This is a genomic window from Burkholderia sp. Bmkn7 (assembly GCF_041103175.1).
Taxonomy (GTDB): domain Bacteria; phylum Pseudomonadota; class Gammaproteobacteria; order Burkholderiales; family Burkholderiaceae; genus Burkholderia; species Burkholderia cepacia.
The window spans coordinates 738,574-754,541 of sequence record NZ_JBGCUH010000003.1; the positions used below are offsets into that span (position 1 = coordinate 738,574).

The window sequence follows — 15,968 nt, forward strand, 5'->3', positions numbered from 1 at the left end:
GAGAGATCACACGCAAGAGCACTTTATGAGCAAAGACTACAAGGATCTGCTGGTTTCCCTCGACATCGGCACGTCGAAGGTGGTGGCCATCGTCGCCGAGCTGAAGGGCGAAGGTCACTACGAGGTGATCGGTCTCGGCCAGAGCGAGTCGAAGGGTCTGAAGAAAGGTGTGGTGGTCAACATCGAGGCCACCGTGCAGTCGATCCAGCGCGCGCTCGAGGAAGCCGAGCTGATGGCCGACTGCAAGATTACCAACGTGTTCACGGGGATCGCCGGCAGCCACATCCGCAGCTTCAACTCGAGCGGGATGGTCGCGATCAAGGACAAGGAAGTCACGCAGACCGACGTCGCGCGCGTGATCGAGACCGCGAAAGCGATCAACATCCCGACCGACCAGCAGGTGCTGCACATCCTCACGCAGGAATTCATCATCGACGGCCAGGAAGACGTGCGCGAGCCGATCGGGATGAGCGGCATCCGCCTCGAGGTGAAGGTGCACATCGTGACGGGCGCGGTGAGCGCCGCGCAGAACATCGTCAAGTGCGTGCGCCGCTGCGGGCTGGAAGTGAACGACCTGATCCTGCAGCCGCTCGCGTCGTCGCTGGCGGTGCTGACGGAAGACGAGAAGGATCTCGGCGTGGTGCTGGTCGACATCGGCGGCGGCACGACGGACATCGCGATCTTCGCCGAAGGCGCGATCCGCCACACCGCGGTGATTCCGATCGCTGGCGACCAGATCACGAGCGACATCGCGATGGCGCTGCGCACGCCGACGCCGGATGCGGAAGACATCAAGGTCGGCTACGGGATCGCGAAGCAGGCGCTCGCCGATCCGGACGAAATGGTGGAAGTGCCGGGCCTCGGTGAACGCGGCCCGCGCACGCTGTCGCGCCAGGCGCTCGCGGCCGTGATCGAGCCGCGCGTCGAGGAACTGTTCTCGCTCGTGCAGCAGGTCGTGCGCGAATCCGGTTACGAAGAACTCCTGAGCTCCGGCGTGGTCATTACCGGCGGTGCGTCGATGATGCCCGGCATGGTCGAGCTCGGCGAAGACATTTTCCTGAAACCGGTGCGCATCGGCGCGCCGGAGTATGCAGGCGGCCTCTCCGACGTCGTGCGCAATCCGCGCTACTCGACGGCGATGGGGCTGCTCGTCGAAGGCAGTGCCCAGCGCATGCGCGGCCGCAAGGTCGCTGTGCAGTCCGGCAACGCGGGGCAGGTGTTCTCGCGGATGAAGGAATGGTTCCTGAGCAACTTCTGACAAACCGAATCTCGAAATTCGCGCTGGTGCCGGCGGCTGGCGCGCGACAGGGGGTTGCCCGATCTCCTGCCGAATAACGGCCGATTAGCAGTTTTTCTCTTGACGGAGGCAACATGGAATTCGAAATGCTGGAAACCGAGACCAACGGCACCATCATCAAGGTGGTCGGCGTTGGCGGCGCTGGCGGCAATGCCGTCCAGCACATGATCAACCGCGGCGTGCAGGGCGTCGATTTCATCGTGATGAACACGGATGCGCAGGCGCTGTCGCGTTCGCGCGCATCGTCGGTGATCCAGCTCGGCAACACGGGCCTCGGCGCCGGTGCGAAGCCGGAAATGGGCCGTGCGGCAGCGGAAGAAGCGCGTGAGCGCATCGCCGACGCACTGCGCGGCGCGCACATGGTGTTCATCACGGCCGGCATGGGCGGCGGCACGGGCACGGGCGCGGCACCGGTGGTCGCGCAGATCGCGAAGGAGATGGGCATCCTGACGGTCGGTGTCGTCAGCAAGCCGTTCGAGTTCGAAGGCGGCAAGCGCATGCGCGTCGCTGAAGCCGGTTCGCAGCAACTGGAGGATCACGTCGACTCGCTGATCGTCGTGCTGAACGACAAGCTGTTCGACGTGATGGGCGACGACGCCGAGATGGACAAGTGCTTCCAGTGCGCGGACGACGTGTTGAACAACGCGGTTGCAGGCATCGCTGAAATCATCAACGTCGATGGCCTCGTGAACGTCGACTTCGAAGACGTGAAGACGGTGATGGGCGAGCAGGGCAAGGCGATGATGGGCACGGCGACGGTCGCCGGCGTCGATCGCGCGCGCCTCGCGGCGGAACAGGCCGTGGCGAGCCCGCTGCTCGAAGGCGTCGATCTGTCGGGCGCGCGCGGCGTGCTGGTCAACATCACGTCGAGCCGTTCGCTGCGCCTGTCGGAAACGCGCGAAGTGATGAACACGATCAAGAGCTACGCGGCGGAAGATGCGACGGTGATCTTCGGTGCGGTGTACGACGACGCGATGGGCGATGCGTTGCGCGTGACGGTCGTGGCAACGGGTCTGGGCCGTGCGGCGAAGAAGCAGCAGTCGGCACCGATGACGCTGCTGCGCACCGGTACGGACAACCAGCCGGTCAGCGCGGTGTCGCACGGCTATGCACCGGCGCATCACGTCAGCACGGCCGACTACGGCGCACTCGATACGCCGGCGGTGTGGCGCAATTCGCGTGAAACCGCGGCATCGCACGTGCAGGCGCTGCAGGAGAAGGGTGTCGACACGTACGACATCCCGGCTTTCCTGCGCAAGCAGGCTGACTGACGCAAACACAGGCGAAGCCGCGGCGAAACTGCCGCGGTATCGCCGGCGTGACGGATGCTACGGACCTCGACAGGCCGCGTCGGCTGCGACGCCGGGCCGGGAAACGTGCCCTCTCCGCACAAGCGGGGCGGGATGGGCCGTGCTGTCCGCGACACGCTGAAAAACCGTATCGCTATGAGGGACCAGCCATGATTCAAGTGGGCGACGCGCTGCCCGACGCGCAACTGTTCGAGTACATCGACGACGCGCGCGAAGGGTGCACGCTGGGGCCGAACGCCTGCAGCGTGCGCGATCAGGTTGCGGGAAAGCGGGTGGTGATCTTCGGATTGCCGGGCGCTTTCACGCCGACCTGTTCGGCGCAGCATGTGCCGGGCTACGTCGAACACGCCGAGCAACTGCGCGCGGCGGGTATCGACGAGATCTGGTGCGTGTCCGTCAACGACGCATTCGTGATGGGCGCATGGGGACGTGATCTGCACACCGCGGGCAAGGTGCGCATGATGGCGGACGGCAGCGCGGCTTTCACTCATGCGCTGGGGCTGACACAGGATTTGTCCGCGCGTGGCATGGGGATTCGTTCCCTGCGCTACGCGATGGTGATTGACGGCGGTGTGGTCAAGACGCTGGCCGTCGAGGCGCCGGGCAAATTCGAAGTGAGCGATGCGGCGAGTGTTCTCGCGACGTTGACGTCCTGATCGTGCGGTGCGCCGTTGCCTGCCGGCAACGCTGCTCACCGGCCTCAGGGCAGTTGTAACACGGGCTGATGACCGGAAACGCCTCCGTTCCGGGCATCGGCCCGTCCCGTATCGGCAGGGGTAAACAGCCGAAACAGATTGATACGCAGTTTCAAACTGCGTTGAATAGGGAATTACGCTATAATCCCTCCTATCGAATATAACTCCTGATTGATATCTTCAATCACGACGAAGAACATCATGCTGAAGCAGCGCACCATCAAATCCATCGTGAAGACCGTGGGTATCGGTGTCCACTCGGGCCGCAAGATCGAGCTGACGCTCCGTCCTGCCGCACCGGGCACGGGCATCGTGTTCTCCCGCGTCGACCTTCCCACGCCCGTCGACATTCCCGCCGCGGCGACGTCGATCGGCGATACGCGGCTCGCGTCGGTGCTGCAGAAGGATGGCGTGCGTGTGTCGACCGTCGAGCACCTGATGTCGGCATGCGCCGGTCTCGGCATCGACAACCTCTATGTCGACGTGACGGCCGAGGAAATCCCGATCATGGACGGCAGCGCGGCGACTTTCGTGTTCCTGATCCAGTCCGCCGGGATCGAGGAACAGAACGCGCCGAAGCGTTTCGTCAAGGTGAAGAAGACGGTCGAAATCCGTGACGGCGACAAGTTCGCGCGTCTCGATCCGTACTTCGGCTTCAAGCTGAAATTCTCGATCGACTTCCGTCACCCGGCCGTCGACAAGACCGGCCAGGAGCTCGAGGTCGATTTCGCGAATACGTCGTATGTGCGCGAGATCGCGCGCGCACGCACGTTCGGTTTCGCGCACGAGGCCGAGATGCTGCGCGAGATGGGCCTCGCCCGCGGCGGCAGCATGGAAAATGCGATCGTGCTCGACGAGTACCGCATCCTGAACAACGACGGGCTGCGCTATGACGACGAGTTCGTGAAGCACAAGATGCTCGATGCAATCGGCGACCTGTACGTGATCGGCCATCCGCTGCTGGCGTCGTACACGGCGTACAAGTCGGGCCATGGGCTGAACAACGCGCTGCTGCGCGAGCTGCTCGCGAACGAAGATGCGTACGAGATCGTCACGTTCGACGATCCGCAAGCCGCGCCGAAGGGTTTCGCGTTCGACGCGCAGACGGCCTTCGCCTGAACTGCGTTCGGCGCAAGCAACAAAAAAGCAGCCTTCGGGCTGCTTTTTTGTTGGCCGGACGATGCCGGCGGCGCAGGCCGTCAGCGCGGCTTTGCGCCGTGCCGGGCCGCCATTCGCGCAAGCGCGGCCTGCAGCGGCGACGGTTCGAGATGATCGGCCAGATCCCGCAACGCGGCCGCGCCGACCGACGTCATCCGCGCCTGCTTCACGTGCGGCGGCTCCGGCGCATCCTTCGGGCGCACGCGCACGCGCAGCGTCGAGACCGGCCAGCCGCGCTTTTGCAGATCGCCGAGCAGCCGCGGTTCGACCTGCCGCAGCCGCGCGGCCAGCGCATTGTGCGCGGCAAAGAGGGTCAGGGTGCCGTCCTTCACGAAGCCGGGTTCGACGTGGTTCGCCAGGTAATCGGGCAGGAGCGCGGCAAGATCGCGCTGCAGCGACGCGATCTGCTCGACGCCGGCGCGCAGTGCCGCGAACGCGTCGGTGCGGCCGAGCACTTCGGACACGGGTTGCGGGCGATAGGCGGCGAGCGGGCCGAAACGCTTGGAAAATCGGTTCATCGAGACATTCTTCGGGCGCGCACGCGCGCGGACGTTGACGCCGATTGTACCCGCGCGGGCCCGTGCACGGGCGGCTTTCGCCCCGTGGGCCCGGCCGTCGGCGCGCAGTGCCCGTCCGGCCGAGACACGGGCGCGCGCTTCCCCGCGTGCTAAAATTCGATGTTTGAGTCCACTAATTCGCTAAGCCGCCGAGGCTCGGGCGTCGGGGCGCGCAACACGCGCCGGGCGCCGGTGCTGCGACGCAGGATCCGATCCGATGACAACCGGTTTTCTCCAGAAAATTTTTGGCAGCCGCAACCAGCGGCTCGTCAAGCAATACCAAAAGACCGTCGCGACGATCAATGCGCTCGAAACGCAGATCGAGAAGCTGACGGACGACCAGTTGCGCGGCAAGACGGATGAATTCCGCCAGCGGGTCGCGGCCGGCGAGTCGCTCGACAAGCTGCTGCCCGAGGCGTTCGCGGTCTGTCGCGAGGCCAGCCGCCGCGTGCTGAAGATGCGGCACTTCGACGTGCAGATGATTGGCGGCATGGTGCTCCACTACGGCAAGATCGCGGAAATGCGCACCGGCGAAGGCAAGACGCTCGTCGCGACGCTGCCCGTGTACCTGAATGCGCTGGCCGGCCGCGGCGTGCACGTCGTGACCGTCAACGATTACCTCGCGCAGCGCGACGCCGAATGGATGGCGCGCCTCTACAACTTCCTCGGTCTGTCGGTCGGCATCAACCTGTCCGGCATGGAGCACGACCAGAAGCAGCAGGCTTACGCGGCGGACATCACGTACGGCACGAACAACGAGTTCGGCTTCGACTACCTGCGCGACAACATGGTCTACGAGACCGACGCGCGTGTGCAGCGGGCACTGAACTTCGCGGTCGTCGACGAAGTGGACTCGATCCTGATCGACGAAGCGCGCACGCCGCTGATCATTTCGGGCCAGGCCGAGGATCACACCGAGCTGTACGTGCGGATGAACGCACTGCCGCCGCTGCTCGAGCGCCAGATCGGCGAAGAGAAGGCCGACGGCACGGGGGTCGAGAAGCCGGGCGACTACACGCTCGACGAGAAGGCCCGCCAGGTGTTCCTGACGGAATCGGGCCACGAGAAGGCCGAGCGCCTGCTCGCCGAATGGGGCCTGATCGGCGAGGGCGAGAGCCTGTACGCGCCGCAGAACATCACGCTGATGCACCACGTGTACGCGGCGCTGCGCGCACACACGCTGTTCCACAAGGATCAGCACTACGTCGTGCAGAACGGCGAAGTGGTCATCGTCGACGAATTCACGGGCCGCCTGATGGCCGGCCGCCGCTGGTCCGACGGCCTGCACCAGGCGGTCGAGGCGAAGGAACACGTGAAGATCCAGAGCGAGAACCAGACGCTCGCGTCCATCACGTTCCAGAACTACTTCCGGATGTACGCGAAGCTGGCTGGCATGACCGGTACCGCGGACACCGAAGCGTACGAATTCAACGAAATCTACGGCCTCGAGACGGTCGTGATCCCGACCAACCGCCCGCCGAAGCGGATCGACAAGCAGGACCAGATCTACAAGACGGCCAAGGAGCGCTACGACGCGGTGATCCGCGACATCCGCGACTGCTACGAGCGCGGCCAGCCGGTGCTGGTCGGCACGACGTCGATCGAGAACTCGGAACTGCTGTCGCACCTGCTGAAGCAGGCCGGGCTGCCGCATGAGGTGCTGAACGCGAAGCAGCACGAGCGCGAAGCGGCGATCGTCGCGGAAGCCGGCCGTCCGAAGCGCGTCACGATCGCGACCAACATGGCCGGCCGCGGTACCGACATCGTGCTCGGCGGCAATGCCGAGAAGCAGGCCGCGTTCATCGAGGCCGACGACGCGATCCCGGCCGACGAAAAAGCGCGCCGCATCCAGCAGTTGCACGACGAGTGGGAAACGCTGCACGAGCAGGTGAAGGCCGCTGGCGGCCTGCACATCATCGGCACCGAGCGCCACGAATCGCGCCGGATCGACAACCAGCTGCGCGGCCGTGCGGGCCGCCAGGGCGATCCGGGCTCGTCGCGCTTCTACCTGTCGCTCGACGATCCGCTGCTGCGCATCTTCGCGGGCGACCGTGTGCGCTCGATCATGGATCGCCTGAAGATGCCGGAAGGCGAGGCGATCGAAGCCGGCATCGTCACGCGCTCGATCGAGTCCGCGCAGCGCAAGGTCGAAGCGCGCAACTTCGACATCCGCAAGCAACTGCTCGAATACGACGACGTGTCGAACGACCAGCGCAAGGTCATCTACCAGCAGCGCAACGAGCTGCTCGAAGCGCACGACATCACCGAGACGATCTCCGCGATGCGTCACGGCGTGATCGCCGAAGTCGTCCGCCAGTTCGTGCCGGAAGGCAGCATCGAAGAGCAGTGGGACGTGCCCGAGCTCGAGGAAGCGCTGCGCAACGACTGGCAGCTCGACCTCGCGATCCAGGAAATGGTGAACGAGTCGTCGTCGATTACGGCCGAGGAGATTCTCGACGCCGTGATGACGGCCGCCGACGAGCAGTACGAGGCGAAGGTCGCGATGGTCGGCCGCGAATCGTTCAGCGCATTCGAGCGCTCGGTGATGCTGCAGACGGTCGACCGCCTGTGGCGCGAGCACCTCGCGGCGCTCGACCATCTGCGCCAGGGCATCCACCTGCGCGGCTATGCGCAGAAGAACCCGAAGCAGGAATACAAGCGCGAAGCGTTCGAGCTGTTCGCCGCGATGCTCGAGGCGATCAAGCAGGAAGTCACGCGCGTCGTGATGAACGTGCAGATCCAGTCGCCGGAACAGCTCGAGGAAGCGGCCGAGCAGATCGAGGAGCGCGCAGGTCATCTCGAGAACGTCGAGTACCAGCACGCCGATTACGCGGAAGCCGGTGCGCCGGTGGCGAGCGTCACGGCTGCCGCGGCGGCCACGGCAACGGCCGACATGGTCGGCAGCGCGATGACGCACAGCGGCCCCGGCGGCGAAATGCCGAAGGTCGGCCGCAACGACCCGTGCCCGTGCGGCAGCGGCAAGAAGTACAAGCAATGTCACGGGAAGCTGTCATGATCGGCGGCGGCGCGCGTCACGCGTGCCGCGTCGTTCGCAGCTTCGAGTCAGTGATGTGAGTTGTGGCGGCCCGCGTGGGGCCGCCGGTTCTTCCAATCGATGCCGGCACGTGCCGGCATTTTCCATCCGGCAGGTGTGCCCCATGGCTGTCAATTTTCCGTCGATCGATCCCGCCCAACTGCATCCCGTCGCCGGCGTCACGCTCGGCTGGGCGGAAGCGAACATCCGCAAGCCGAATCGCAAGGACGTGCTGGTCATCTCCGTCGACGAAGGCGCGACGGTCGCGGGCGTATTCACCGAAAACCGTTTCTGCGCGGCGCCGGTCACCGTCTGCCGCGAGCATCTGGCGAAGGTACGGGCGGGCGGCGCAGGCATCCGCGCGCTGGTCGTGAATACGGGCAATGCAAATGCGGGCACCGGCGAGCCGGGCCTCGTGAACGCACGCGAGACCTGCACGGAACTCGCGCGTCTCGCGGGCATCGAGCCGGCGCAGGTGCTGCCGTTCTCGACCGGCGTGATCCTCGAGCCGCTGCCGATCGACCGCCTGAAGGCCGGGCTGCCGGCCGCGCTCGCGAACCGCAAGGCCGCGAACTGGTTCGATGCCGCGCAGGCGATCATGACGACCGATACGCTGCCGAAGGCCACGTCCCGCCAGGTGACGATCGACGGTCACACGGTCACGCTGACGGGCATCAGCAAGGGCGCCGGCATGATCAAGCCGAACATGGCGACGATGCTGGGCTTCCTCGCGTTCGACGCGAACGTCGCGCAGCCGGTGCTCGACACGCTCGTGAAGGAAGTGGCCGACCGCTCGTTCAACTGCATCACGATCGACGGCGACACGTCGACGAACGACTCGTTCATCCTGATCGCGTCGGGCAAGAGCACGCTGCCGGCGATCACGTCGACGGATTCGCCGGCCTATGCGGCACTGCGCGATGCGGTGACGGAAGTCGCGCAGGTGCTGTCGCAGCTGATCGTGCGCGATGGCGAAGGTGCGACGAAATTCATGACGGTGCAGGTCGAAGGCGGCAAGAGCGTCGCGGAATGCCGCCAGATCGCTTACGCAATCGGCCATTCGCCGCTCGTGAAGACCGCCTTCTACGCATCCGACCCCAACCTCGGCCGGATTCTCGCGGCGATCGGCTACGCGGGCGTCGCCGATCTCGACGTCGGCAAGATCGACCTCTATCTCGACGATGTGCTCGTCGCGAAGGCGGGCGGCCGCAACCCGGCTTACCAGGAAGAGGACGGCCAGCGCGTGATGAAGCAGAGCGAAATCACGATCCGCGTGCTGCTTGCCCGAGGCGACGCACAGGCCACCATCTGGACGTGCGACCTGTCGCACGACTACGTGAGCATCAACGCGGATTACCGCTCCTGATCAGGAGTGCCTGAACGACATGGACAAGCTTGAACAGTTTCTGACGCGCGCGGAAGCGCTGCTCGGTCGTCTCGAGGGGATGTTGCCGCCCGCGCAGGCAGCGGTCGACTGGAATGCCGCACACGCATTCCGCTGGCGCAAGCGCCAGGGGCGCGGTTATCTGCAGCCGGTGCCGGCCGTGTCGTCGATCACGCTCGACGACCTCCACAATATCGATCGCCAGAAAGGGCTGATCGACCAGAACACGCGGCAGTTCGTGCAGCAGAAGCCGGCGAACAACGTGCTGCTGACCGGCGCGCGCGGTACCGGCAAGTCGTCGCTGATCAAGGCGTGCCTGAACGCGTATGCGAAGGACGGGCTGCGTCTGATCGAAGTCGACAAGGACGACTTGCACGATCTCGGCGACATCGTCGACCTGATCTCGCAGCGTCCCGAGCGTTTCATCGTGTTCTGCGACGACCTGTCGTTCGAGGAAGGCGAGTCGGGCTACAAGGCGCTGAAGGTTGCGCTCGACGGCTCGATCGCCGCGCAGTCGGACAACGTGCTGATCTACGCGACGTCGAACCGCCGCCATCTGCTGCCCGAGTACATGAGCGACAACGAGACGTACAAGCATCTCCCGGATGGCGAGATTCACCCCGGCGAAGTCGTCGAGGAGAAGATCTCGCTGTCGGAGCGCTTCGGTCTGTGGGTCAGCTTCTATCCGTTCAAGCAGGACGACTATCTCGACATCGTCGGGCACTGGCTGCGTCATTTCGGTTGCCCGGATGCGGAGATCGAGTCCGCGCGCGGCGATGCGCTCGTGTGGGCGCTCGAGCGCGGCTCGCGGTCGGGGCGCGTCGCGTGGCAGTTTGCGCGTGACTGGTCGGGTCGCAAGGAGCAAGCATGAGCGCGGATCAGGCGCAGGGCGCCGTGCGGGCGCCGGACGGCCGCAAGGTGACGGAAGTCGCGGTCGGCGTGATGGTGCAGCCGGACGGCCGGTATCTGCTCGCGCAGCGGCTGAAGGGCAAGCCGTATGAAGGTTACTGGGAGTTCCCGGGCGGCAAGCTGGAGGCCGGCGAAAGCGTCGAGGACGCGCTGGCGCGCGAGCTGCACGAGGAACTCGGCATCGAAGTCACTGCCAGCCACCGCTGGCACACGCTCGAGCACGATTATCCGCATGCGTACGTGCGGCTCTATTTCTGCAAGGTGACGGGCTGGACGGGCGAGCCGCACAGCAAGGAAGGGCAGGCGTTCGTGTGGCAGCAACTGCCGGTCGAAGTCGCGCCGCTGTTGCCGGCGGCGCTGCCGGTGCTCGAACTGCTCGAGAAGGAAGCGGCGTCGCAATGACGCCGTGGCGGCCCACCTGAAACGCGGGCCAGATCGGCGGGCGGCACGGCGGACGGCGGCGCTGCGCGCCGCTCAGCTGTCGCGGCGGTTGTCCGTGCCGTCTTCTTCCGATGACGGACCCTCGTCGGAGGAACCGCCGATCCGATACTTTTCCGCGGCCCATGCGCCGAGGTCGAGCTGCTTGCAGCGGGCCGAACAGAAGGGACGGAACTTGTTTTCAGGCGTCCAGCGCACTTCCGCGCCGCACGAAGGACATTTCACGACGGTAGTCATACGAAAGCGTTGAACCGGCACGCGGCCGTTACAGATTGCACAGTGTCAGATGGAACGGCACGTCGATGTCCACCGCGCGCGGCCGCACGTCGCCGTCCTGCATGGTGAACCGTACCCACAGCATGTATTTGTTGGCGCTTGCCTCGGGGATGACGCGCAATTCCGGCGCCACGCGCACCTGCATCAACTGGTAGGTGCGGCCGGACAGCATCTGCTGGTAGCTGCCCTGCATCGCCATGACCTTCGACGCCTGGCCCGATTCGCGCGCGAGGCGCAGCACGATCGCAGCGGCATCGCGCAGCGGCAGCATCGGCAGGATCCATTTCGCGATGTCCTGGCGCCGCTGCTCGGCGGGCCATTGCTGCCATGCGTAGTACGACGGCAGGTCGAACTTGCACGTGCCGCCCGGAATCACCGCACGGCTGCGGATGCTGGCGAGCCACTCGTTGTCGACGAGGTGCTGACCGGTCTTGCCCTGCATCTGCGCGAGATTCGCGAGCGTCTGCTCGATTTCGCCGAGCACGGCTTCGAGCGCGTTCTGCTCGATGCCCGGATTGCCGCGAAAGGGGGCGAGCGTCTGGCGTTGACGTTCGAGCTCCTTCATCAGATCCGATTTCAGGTCCGCGCGGCCCGTTACCTCGGCAATTTCGAACAGCGTCGTCAGCGCGACGTGGTGTTCACGCGGGTCCTCCTGAGCCAAAAAGAACGCGAAGCGCTCGAAGAGATCTTCGAGGCGCAACAGCGTGCGAATTCGCTCGTTGAACGGATACTCGTAAAGAATCAAGCGCGCTCGCCTCTTGGGTAGGGATGGAAACAATGCAGGACATTCTAATGCCCACGCTCTACCCTAGCAACGCGCCAATTTCGTACACCATCACGATCGCGCGCGAGGCTCAGTGCGCAGCGAGCGCGAACCCGAGATAGCGTTGGTGCAGTGCATCGACCTGCGCGGCAAGCGCATCGGGCGTCGTCGCGTCGTTGACGATAACGTCGTCGGCCGCCGCGAGGCGGGCCTCCCGCGACGCCTGCCGCGCGATGATCGCCTCGACCTGCTCGCGCGTGAAGCCGTTGCGCTGCATCACGCGTGCGATCTGCGTTTCGACCGGACAGTCGACGACGAGCACGCGATCGCAGCGCGCCTTCCAGTTGCCGGATTCGACGAGCAGCGGCACGACGAACATCACGTATGGGCCCTGCGCTTCGCGCGCCTCACGATCGGTCTCCGCCCGGATCAGCGGGTGCGTGATCGCTTCGAGGCGCCGGCGCGCGTCGTCGTCGCTGAAGATCAGTGCGCGCATCTGCGCGCGGTCGAGCGAGCCGTCGGCAGCAACGAAGCCGCGGCCGAATGCCTGTTCGATCGCGGGCATCGCGAGGCCGCCCGGCGCGGTGATGCGATGGGCGATCAGATCGGTATCGACCAGCGATGCGCCTCGGGCGGCAAACAGGTCGGCGACGGTCGTCTTGCCGCTGCCGATGCCGCCGGTGAGTCCAATTGCGAACATGTCAGCCTCCGAGCGCCGAATAGAAAGGGGTGCCGAAAAACAGCGTCGCGACACCGCCTGCCGCGAGGAACGGGCCGAACGGAATCGGCTCCTCGAAGCGCATGCGACCGCGCCAGGTCGCGACGAGCCCGACGATCGCGCCCGTCACCGCGGCGAACAGCACGACCTGCGGCAGTGCGGCCCAGCCCATCCATGCGCCGAGCGCGGCGAGCAGTTTCAGGTCGCCGAAACCGATGCCCTCGATGCCGCGCAGCCATTTGAACAGCCAGTAGACCGACCACAGGAACAGGTAGCCGGCCATGGCCCCGATCACGGCCGAGCGCAGCGATGTGAACGTGCCGCCGAGGTTCAGCACGAGCCCGGCCCAGAGGAGCGGCAGCGTCATCGAGTCGGGCAGGTAGCCTGTGCGGATATCGATCGCGCTCATCGCGAGCAGCGCGGCGCACAGCGCGAACGCGGCGAGCGCGGCGACGGTCGGGCCGAATGCCGCGAGCGAGCCGGCGGCGAGCAGCGCGCATGCGAGTTCGACGAGCGGATAACGGATGCCGATCGCGTGGCCGCAGCGTCGGCAGCGCCCGCGCAGGATCAGGTAGCTGACGAGCGGGATGTTTTCCCATGCGCGCAGCACGTGGCCGCAATGCGGGCAAGCGCTGCGCGGGCGCCACAGATCGTAGCGCGGCGGGTAGCCGTCTTCTGGCGTGGCACTCGTGTTGCCGGTCGCTTCGTCGATCTCGGCCTGCCATGCGCGCTGCATCATCACGGGCAGCCGGTGCACGACCACGTTCAGGAAGCTGCCGACGCACAGGCCGATGACGACCGCGAACGCGTACTGCAGCGCGGGCGGCAGCATCGCCAGCGCGAGCAGCGTGCTCTCGGGCGAATCGGTAACGGCGGACAAGGGCGCTGGCGTCATGAGGCTCAAGGTTCGGACTTAAAAGGCGACAGAATCGGTTGCGATGCTACACCACGTTGCCGAGCTGAAGGATGGGCAGGTACATCGCGATCACGAGGCCGCCGACGAGTGCGCCCAGTACGATCACGATCAGCGGCTCGCCGAGCGCGGCGAGCGTATCGAGATGCGCGTCGAGCTGGCGCTCGCACAGCGCGGCGATGTCGGCGAGCATCGTGTCGAGCGCACCGGTCTCCTCGGCGACGGCGATCGGCTGCACGACGTCGTCCGGAAAGCAGCCGGCCGACTGCATCGCGTCCGCGAGACGCGCGCCGCGCAGCACGTGGGCGGCGATGTGGACGGTAGCGCGCTCGAACACGGGATGGCCGGCCGTGCGTTCGAGCGTGGCGAAGGCGTCTGCGAGCGGCACGCCGGCGCCGAGCAGCGTCGCCAGCGATCGGCACCAGCGCGCGGCCGCGAACCGGCTCATCGCGCTCCCCGCGAGCGGGACGTGCAGCAGGCGCCGCGCGACGGCGTGGCGCAGCGGTGCCGACAGCCGTAGCGCGCGATGGGCGGCCAGCGCGACTGCCGCCGTACCGGCAACCAGCACACCGCCCCACGCCGACAGTGCCGAGGACAACGCGAGCAGCGCACGGGTCGGTGCCGGCAGCGCGGCGCCGAAACCGTCGAAGATCTGGCGGAACGTCGGTACGACCCACACCATCAACGCGGCCGAGATCGCGAGCCCGAACAGGATGACGGCCGCCGGATAGGCAAGCGCGGCCCGCAGCTTGCGCCATTGCGCGTCGGCGCGCTCGCGGTGCTCCGCGACCCGGGTCAGCACGACCCCGAGCGAGCCTGACGCTTCGCCGACCTCGATCAACTGGCGATACAGTGTGCCGAACTGCGCCGGATAGCGTGCGAGTGCATCGGCGAAGCGATGGCCGCCGACGATCTCGCGTGCGAGACCGGCGGCGATGCGCGGCAGGCCGTCGCGTGGCCGCGTGCGCGCGAGCATCTCGAGCGACGGCGCGAGCGGCAACCCGGCCTGCAGGAGGCTCGCGAGCTGGCGCGTGAAGCGCGTGACGTCCCGCGTGCCGGCCGTTGGCGGCCGGGCCGGCCCGCGGATGTCGAGCGACAGGACTGCGATGCCGTCGCGTGCGAGCGCGGCGCGTGCATTCGCGGCGTCGAACGCGATGATGATCCCGCGGCGTGGCGTGCCGTCGCGATGGCGGCCGCGCCATGCGAAGCGGCTTTCGCGCGGCGTTGCGCGCATGCTCATGCCGCAGGTGTCGCGGCGATGGCTTCCGCGATGCTCGTCGTGCCGTCCCGGACACGCGCGAACGCCGCGTCGCGCAAACTGCGCACGCCTTCGGCCGCCGCGCATTGCGCGAGTTCGCCGACGCTTGCCCGGGCGACGATGCGTTCCGCCAGCCGGGGCGATACCGGCATCGTCTGATGCAGGCCGATGCGGCCGCGATAGCCGATGCCGTGACAGGCCGAACAGCCTCGCGCGACGAACGGCCGCCATCCCGCGGCGAGAGCAGCCGGGTCGCAGCCGGCGTCGTGCAATACGGGCACCGGTGCGTCCGAGTGCATGCGGCAGGTAGTGCACAGCCGCCGGACGAGGCGCTGCGCGGTGACGAGGTGTAGCGCAGCCGCGAGGTTGTATGGAGCGACCCCGATGTCGAGCAGCCGCGCGACGGCGGCCGGCGCGTCGTTCGTGTGCAGCGTCGACAGCACAAGATGGCCGGTCTGCGCGGCCTTGATCGCGACGTCGGCCGTCTCCGCATCGCGAATCTCGCCGACCATGATGATGTCCGGATCCTGCCGCAGCAGCGCGCGCAGTGCCGTCGCGAACGTGAGCCCCGCCTTTTCGGCGACGCCGACTTGGCTGATGCCGTCGAGCTGGATCTCGGCGGGATCCTCCACCGTGCAGACGTTGTGCGCGTCGCGATCGAGCATCTGCAGCGCGCAGTAGAGCGACAGCGTCTTGCCGCTGCCGGTCGGGCCCGTGACGAGCACGAGGCCATGCGGTGCGCGTATCGCGGCTTCCATCGCGGCCGCCTGTTGCGCGTCGAAGCCGAGACGGGCGAGCGTGAGGTCGGTCGGCAGGGTTTCGAGGCGCCGCAGCACGAGTTTTTCACCGAACAACGTCGGCAGCGAACTGACGCGGTAGTCGCCGCGCGTACCACCGTCGATCGCGATGCGCAGCCTGCCGTCCTGCGGGAGCCGTCGCTCGGCGATGTCCATGCGTGCGAGCACCTTGATCCGCGTGACGAGCGCGTCGCGCAGATGAAGAGGTGGCCGCGCATGTTCGTGCAGCACGCCGTCGATGCGCAGGCGGATGCGCCAGCCGGCTTCGAACGGTTCGACGTGGATGTCGGATGCGTCGCGCACGCGTGCCGCGTGAAGCGTGTCCGTCAGCAGCCGCACGGCCGGCGCGTCGTCGAGCTGGGCCGCGTCGAGCGCGCGCGGTGCGGTGACGGGCGTTGCATCGGAATGAGCGGGTGGCGGCTGCGTGCGCAGCGGCGCCCCGGGAGGAGTGAAATGCATGT

General features: G+C 66.6%; 15 protein-coding genes. 8 read left to right on the top strand and 7 right to left on the bottom strand.

What is annotated here, in order from left to right; all coding sequences use genetic code 11:
• Positions 1-25: 25 nt before the first annotated feature.
• The 4 genes from ftsA (at position 26) to lpxC (ending at position 4,421) form a co-directional block, all read left to right on the top strand.
• Positions 26-1,258, top strand: a complete 1,233-nt coding sequence (gene ftsA, locus AB3K92_RS24885; RefSeq protein WP_006487138.1) for a cell division protein FtsA — start codon at positions 26-28, stop codon at positions 1,256-1,258.
• Between the two features lie 113 nt (positions 1,259-1,371).
• On the top strand, positions 1,372-2,568 hold the full coding sequence (ftsZ, locus tag AB3K92_RS24890) for a cell division protein FtsZ (protein WP_021159911.1): 1,197 nt from the start codon (positions 1,372-1,374) through the stop codon (positions 2,566-2,568).
• A gap of 188 nt (positions 2,569-2,756) precedes the next feature.
• Complete coding sequence (locus AB3K92_RS24895; protein ID WP_027788450.1) at positions 2,757-3,263, top strand: peroxiredoxin; 507 nt, start codon at positions 2,757-2,759, stop codon at positions 3,261-3,263.
• Positions 3,264-3,503: 240 nt separating this feature from the next.
• The gene (gene lpxC / locus AB3K92_RS24900) at positions 3,504-4,421 is read left to right on the top strand and encodes a UDP-3-O-acyl-N-acetylglucosamine deacetylase (protein ID WP_027788449.1); all 918 of its coding nucleotides are present in this window, start codon (positions 3,504-3,506) and stop codon (positions 4,419-4,421) included.
• Between the two features lie 80 nt (positions 4,422-4,501).
• On the opposite strand, the gene AB3K92_RS24905 is transcribed toward lpxC, so the two are convergent.
• Positions 4,502-4,978: a DUF721 domain-containing protein gene (locus AB3K92_RS24905; RefSeq protein WP_021159908.1), complete on the bottom strand. Its 477-nt coding sequence runs from the start codon at positions 4,976-4,978 to the stop codon at positions 4,502-4,504.
• A gap of 256 nt (positions 4,979-5,234) precedes the next feature.
• Here AB3K92_RS24905 and secA point away from each other — a divergent pair, with 256 nt between their 5' ends.
• From secA to AB3K92_RS24925, 4 genes are all read left to right on the top strand, one after another.
• Positions 5,235-8,033 (top strand): preprotein translocase subunit SecA, encoded by a 2,799-nt coding sequence (gene secA, locus AB3K92_RS24910; RefSeq protein WP_369466022.1) that lies wholly within the window; start codon positions 5,235-5,237, stop codon positions 8,031-8,033.
• A 142-nt stretch (positions 8,034-8,175) separates the two neighbouring features.
• Positions 8,176-9,417, top strand: a complete 1,242-nt coding sequence (gene argJ / locus AB3K92_RS24915) for a bifunctional glutamate N-acetyltransferase/amino-acid acetyltransferase ArgJ (protein ID WP_048026081.1) — start codon at positions 8,176-8,178, stop codon at positions 9,415-9,417.
• A gap of 19 nt (positions 9,418-9,436) precedes the next feature.
• Entirely contained in the window at positions 9,437-10,306 is an 870-nt protein-coding gene (locus tag AB3K92_RS24920; RefSeq protein WP_021159904.1) for an ATP-binding protein, read from the top strand.
• Entirely contained in the window at positions 10,303-10,746 is a 444-nt protein-coding gene (locus AB3K92_RS24925) for an NUDIX domain-containing protein (protein ID WP_021159903.1), read from the top strand. The genes AB3K92_RS24920 and AB3K92_RS24925 overlap by 4 nt, the downstream gene beginning before the upstream one ends.
• Positions 10,747-10,818: 72 nt before the next feature.
• Here the strand turns inward: AB3K92_RS24925 and AB3K92_RS24930 are convergent, their stop codons facing one another.
• The 6 genes from AB3K92_RS24930 to AB3K92_RS24955 form a co-directional block, all read right to left on the bottom strand.
• Positions 10,819-11,019 carry a DNA gyrase inhibitor YacG gene (locus AB3K92_RS24930; RefSeq protein ID WP_021159902.1) on the bottom strand — a complete coding sequence of 67 codons (201 nt, stop codon included), beginning with the start codon at positions 11,017-11,019 and terminating at the stop codon, positions 10,819-10,821.
• A gap of 28 nt (positions 11,020-11,047) precedes the next feature.
• A complete protein-coding gene (zapD, locus tag AB3K92_RS24935) occupies positions 11,048-11,803 on the bottom strand; it encodes a cell division protein ZapD (RefSeq protein WP_021159901.1) in 756 nt (251 codons plus the stop codon).
• Between the two features lie 109 nt (positions 11,804-11,912).
• Positions 11,913-12,521 carry a dephospho-CoA kinase gene (coaE, locus tag AB3K92_RS24940; RefSeq protein ID WP_059484638.1) on the bottom strand — a complete coding sequence of 203 codons (609 nt, stop codon included), beginning with the start codon at positions 12,519-12,521 and terminating at the stop codon, positions 11,913-11,915.
• A 1-nt stretch (position 12,522) separates the two neighbouring features.
• A complete protein-coding gene (locus AB3K92_RS24945; protein ID WP_059493387.1) occupies positions 12,523-13,434 on the bottom strand; it encodes an A24 family peptidase in 912 nt (303 codons plus the stop codon).
• 46 nt (positions 13,435-13,480) lie between these two features.
• Entirely contained in the window at positions 13,481-14,692 is a 1,212-nt protein-coding gene (locus AB3K92_RS24950; protein WP_059860620.1) for a type II secretion system F family protein, read from the bottom strand.
• A complete protein-coding gene (locus AB3K92_RS24955; protein WP_021159897.1) occupies positions 14,689-15,966 on the bottom strand; it encodes a GspE/PulE family protein in 1,278 nt (425 codons plus the stop codon). Before AB3K92_RS24955 ends, AB3K92_RS24950 begins: the two co-directional genes overlap by 4 nt.
• Between the last annotated feature and the right edge of the window lie 2 nt (positions 15,967-15,968).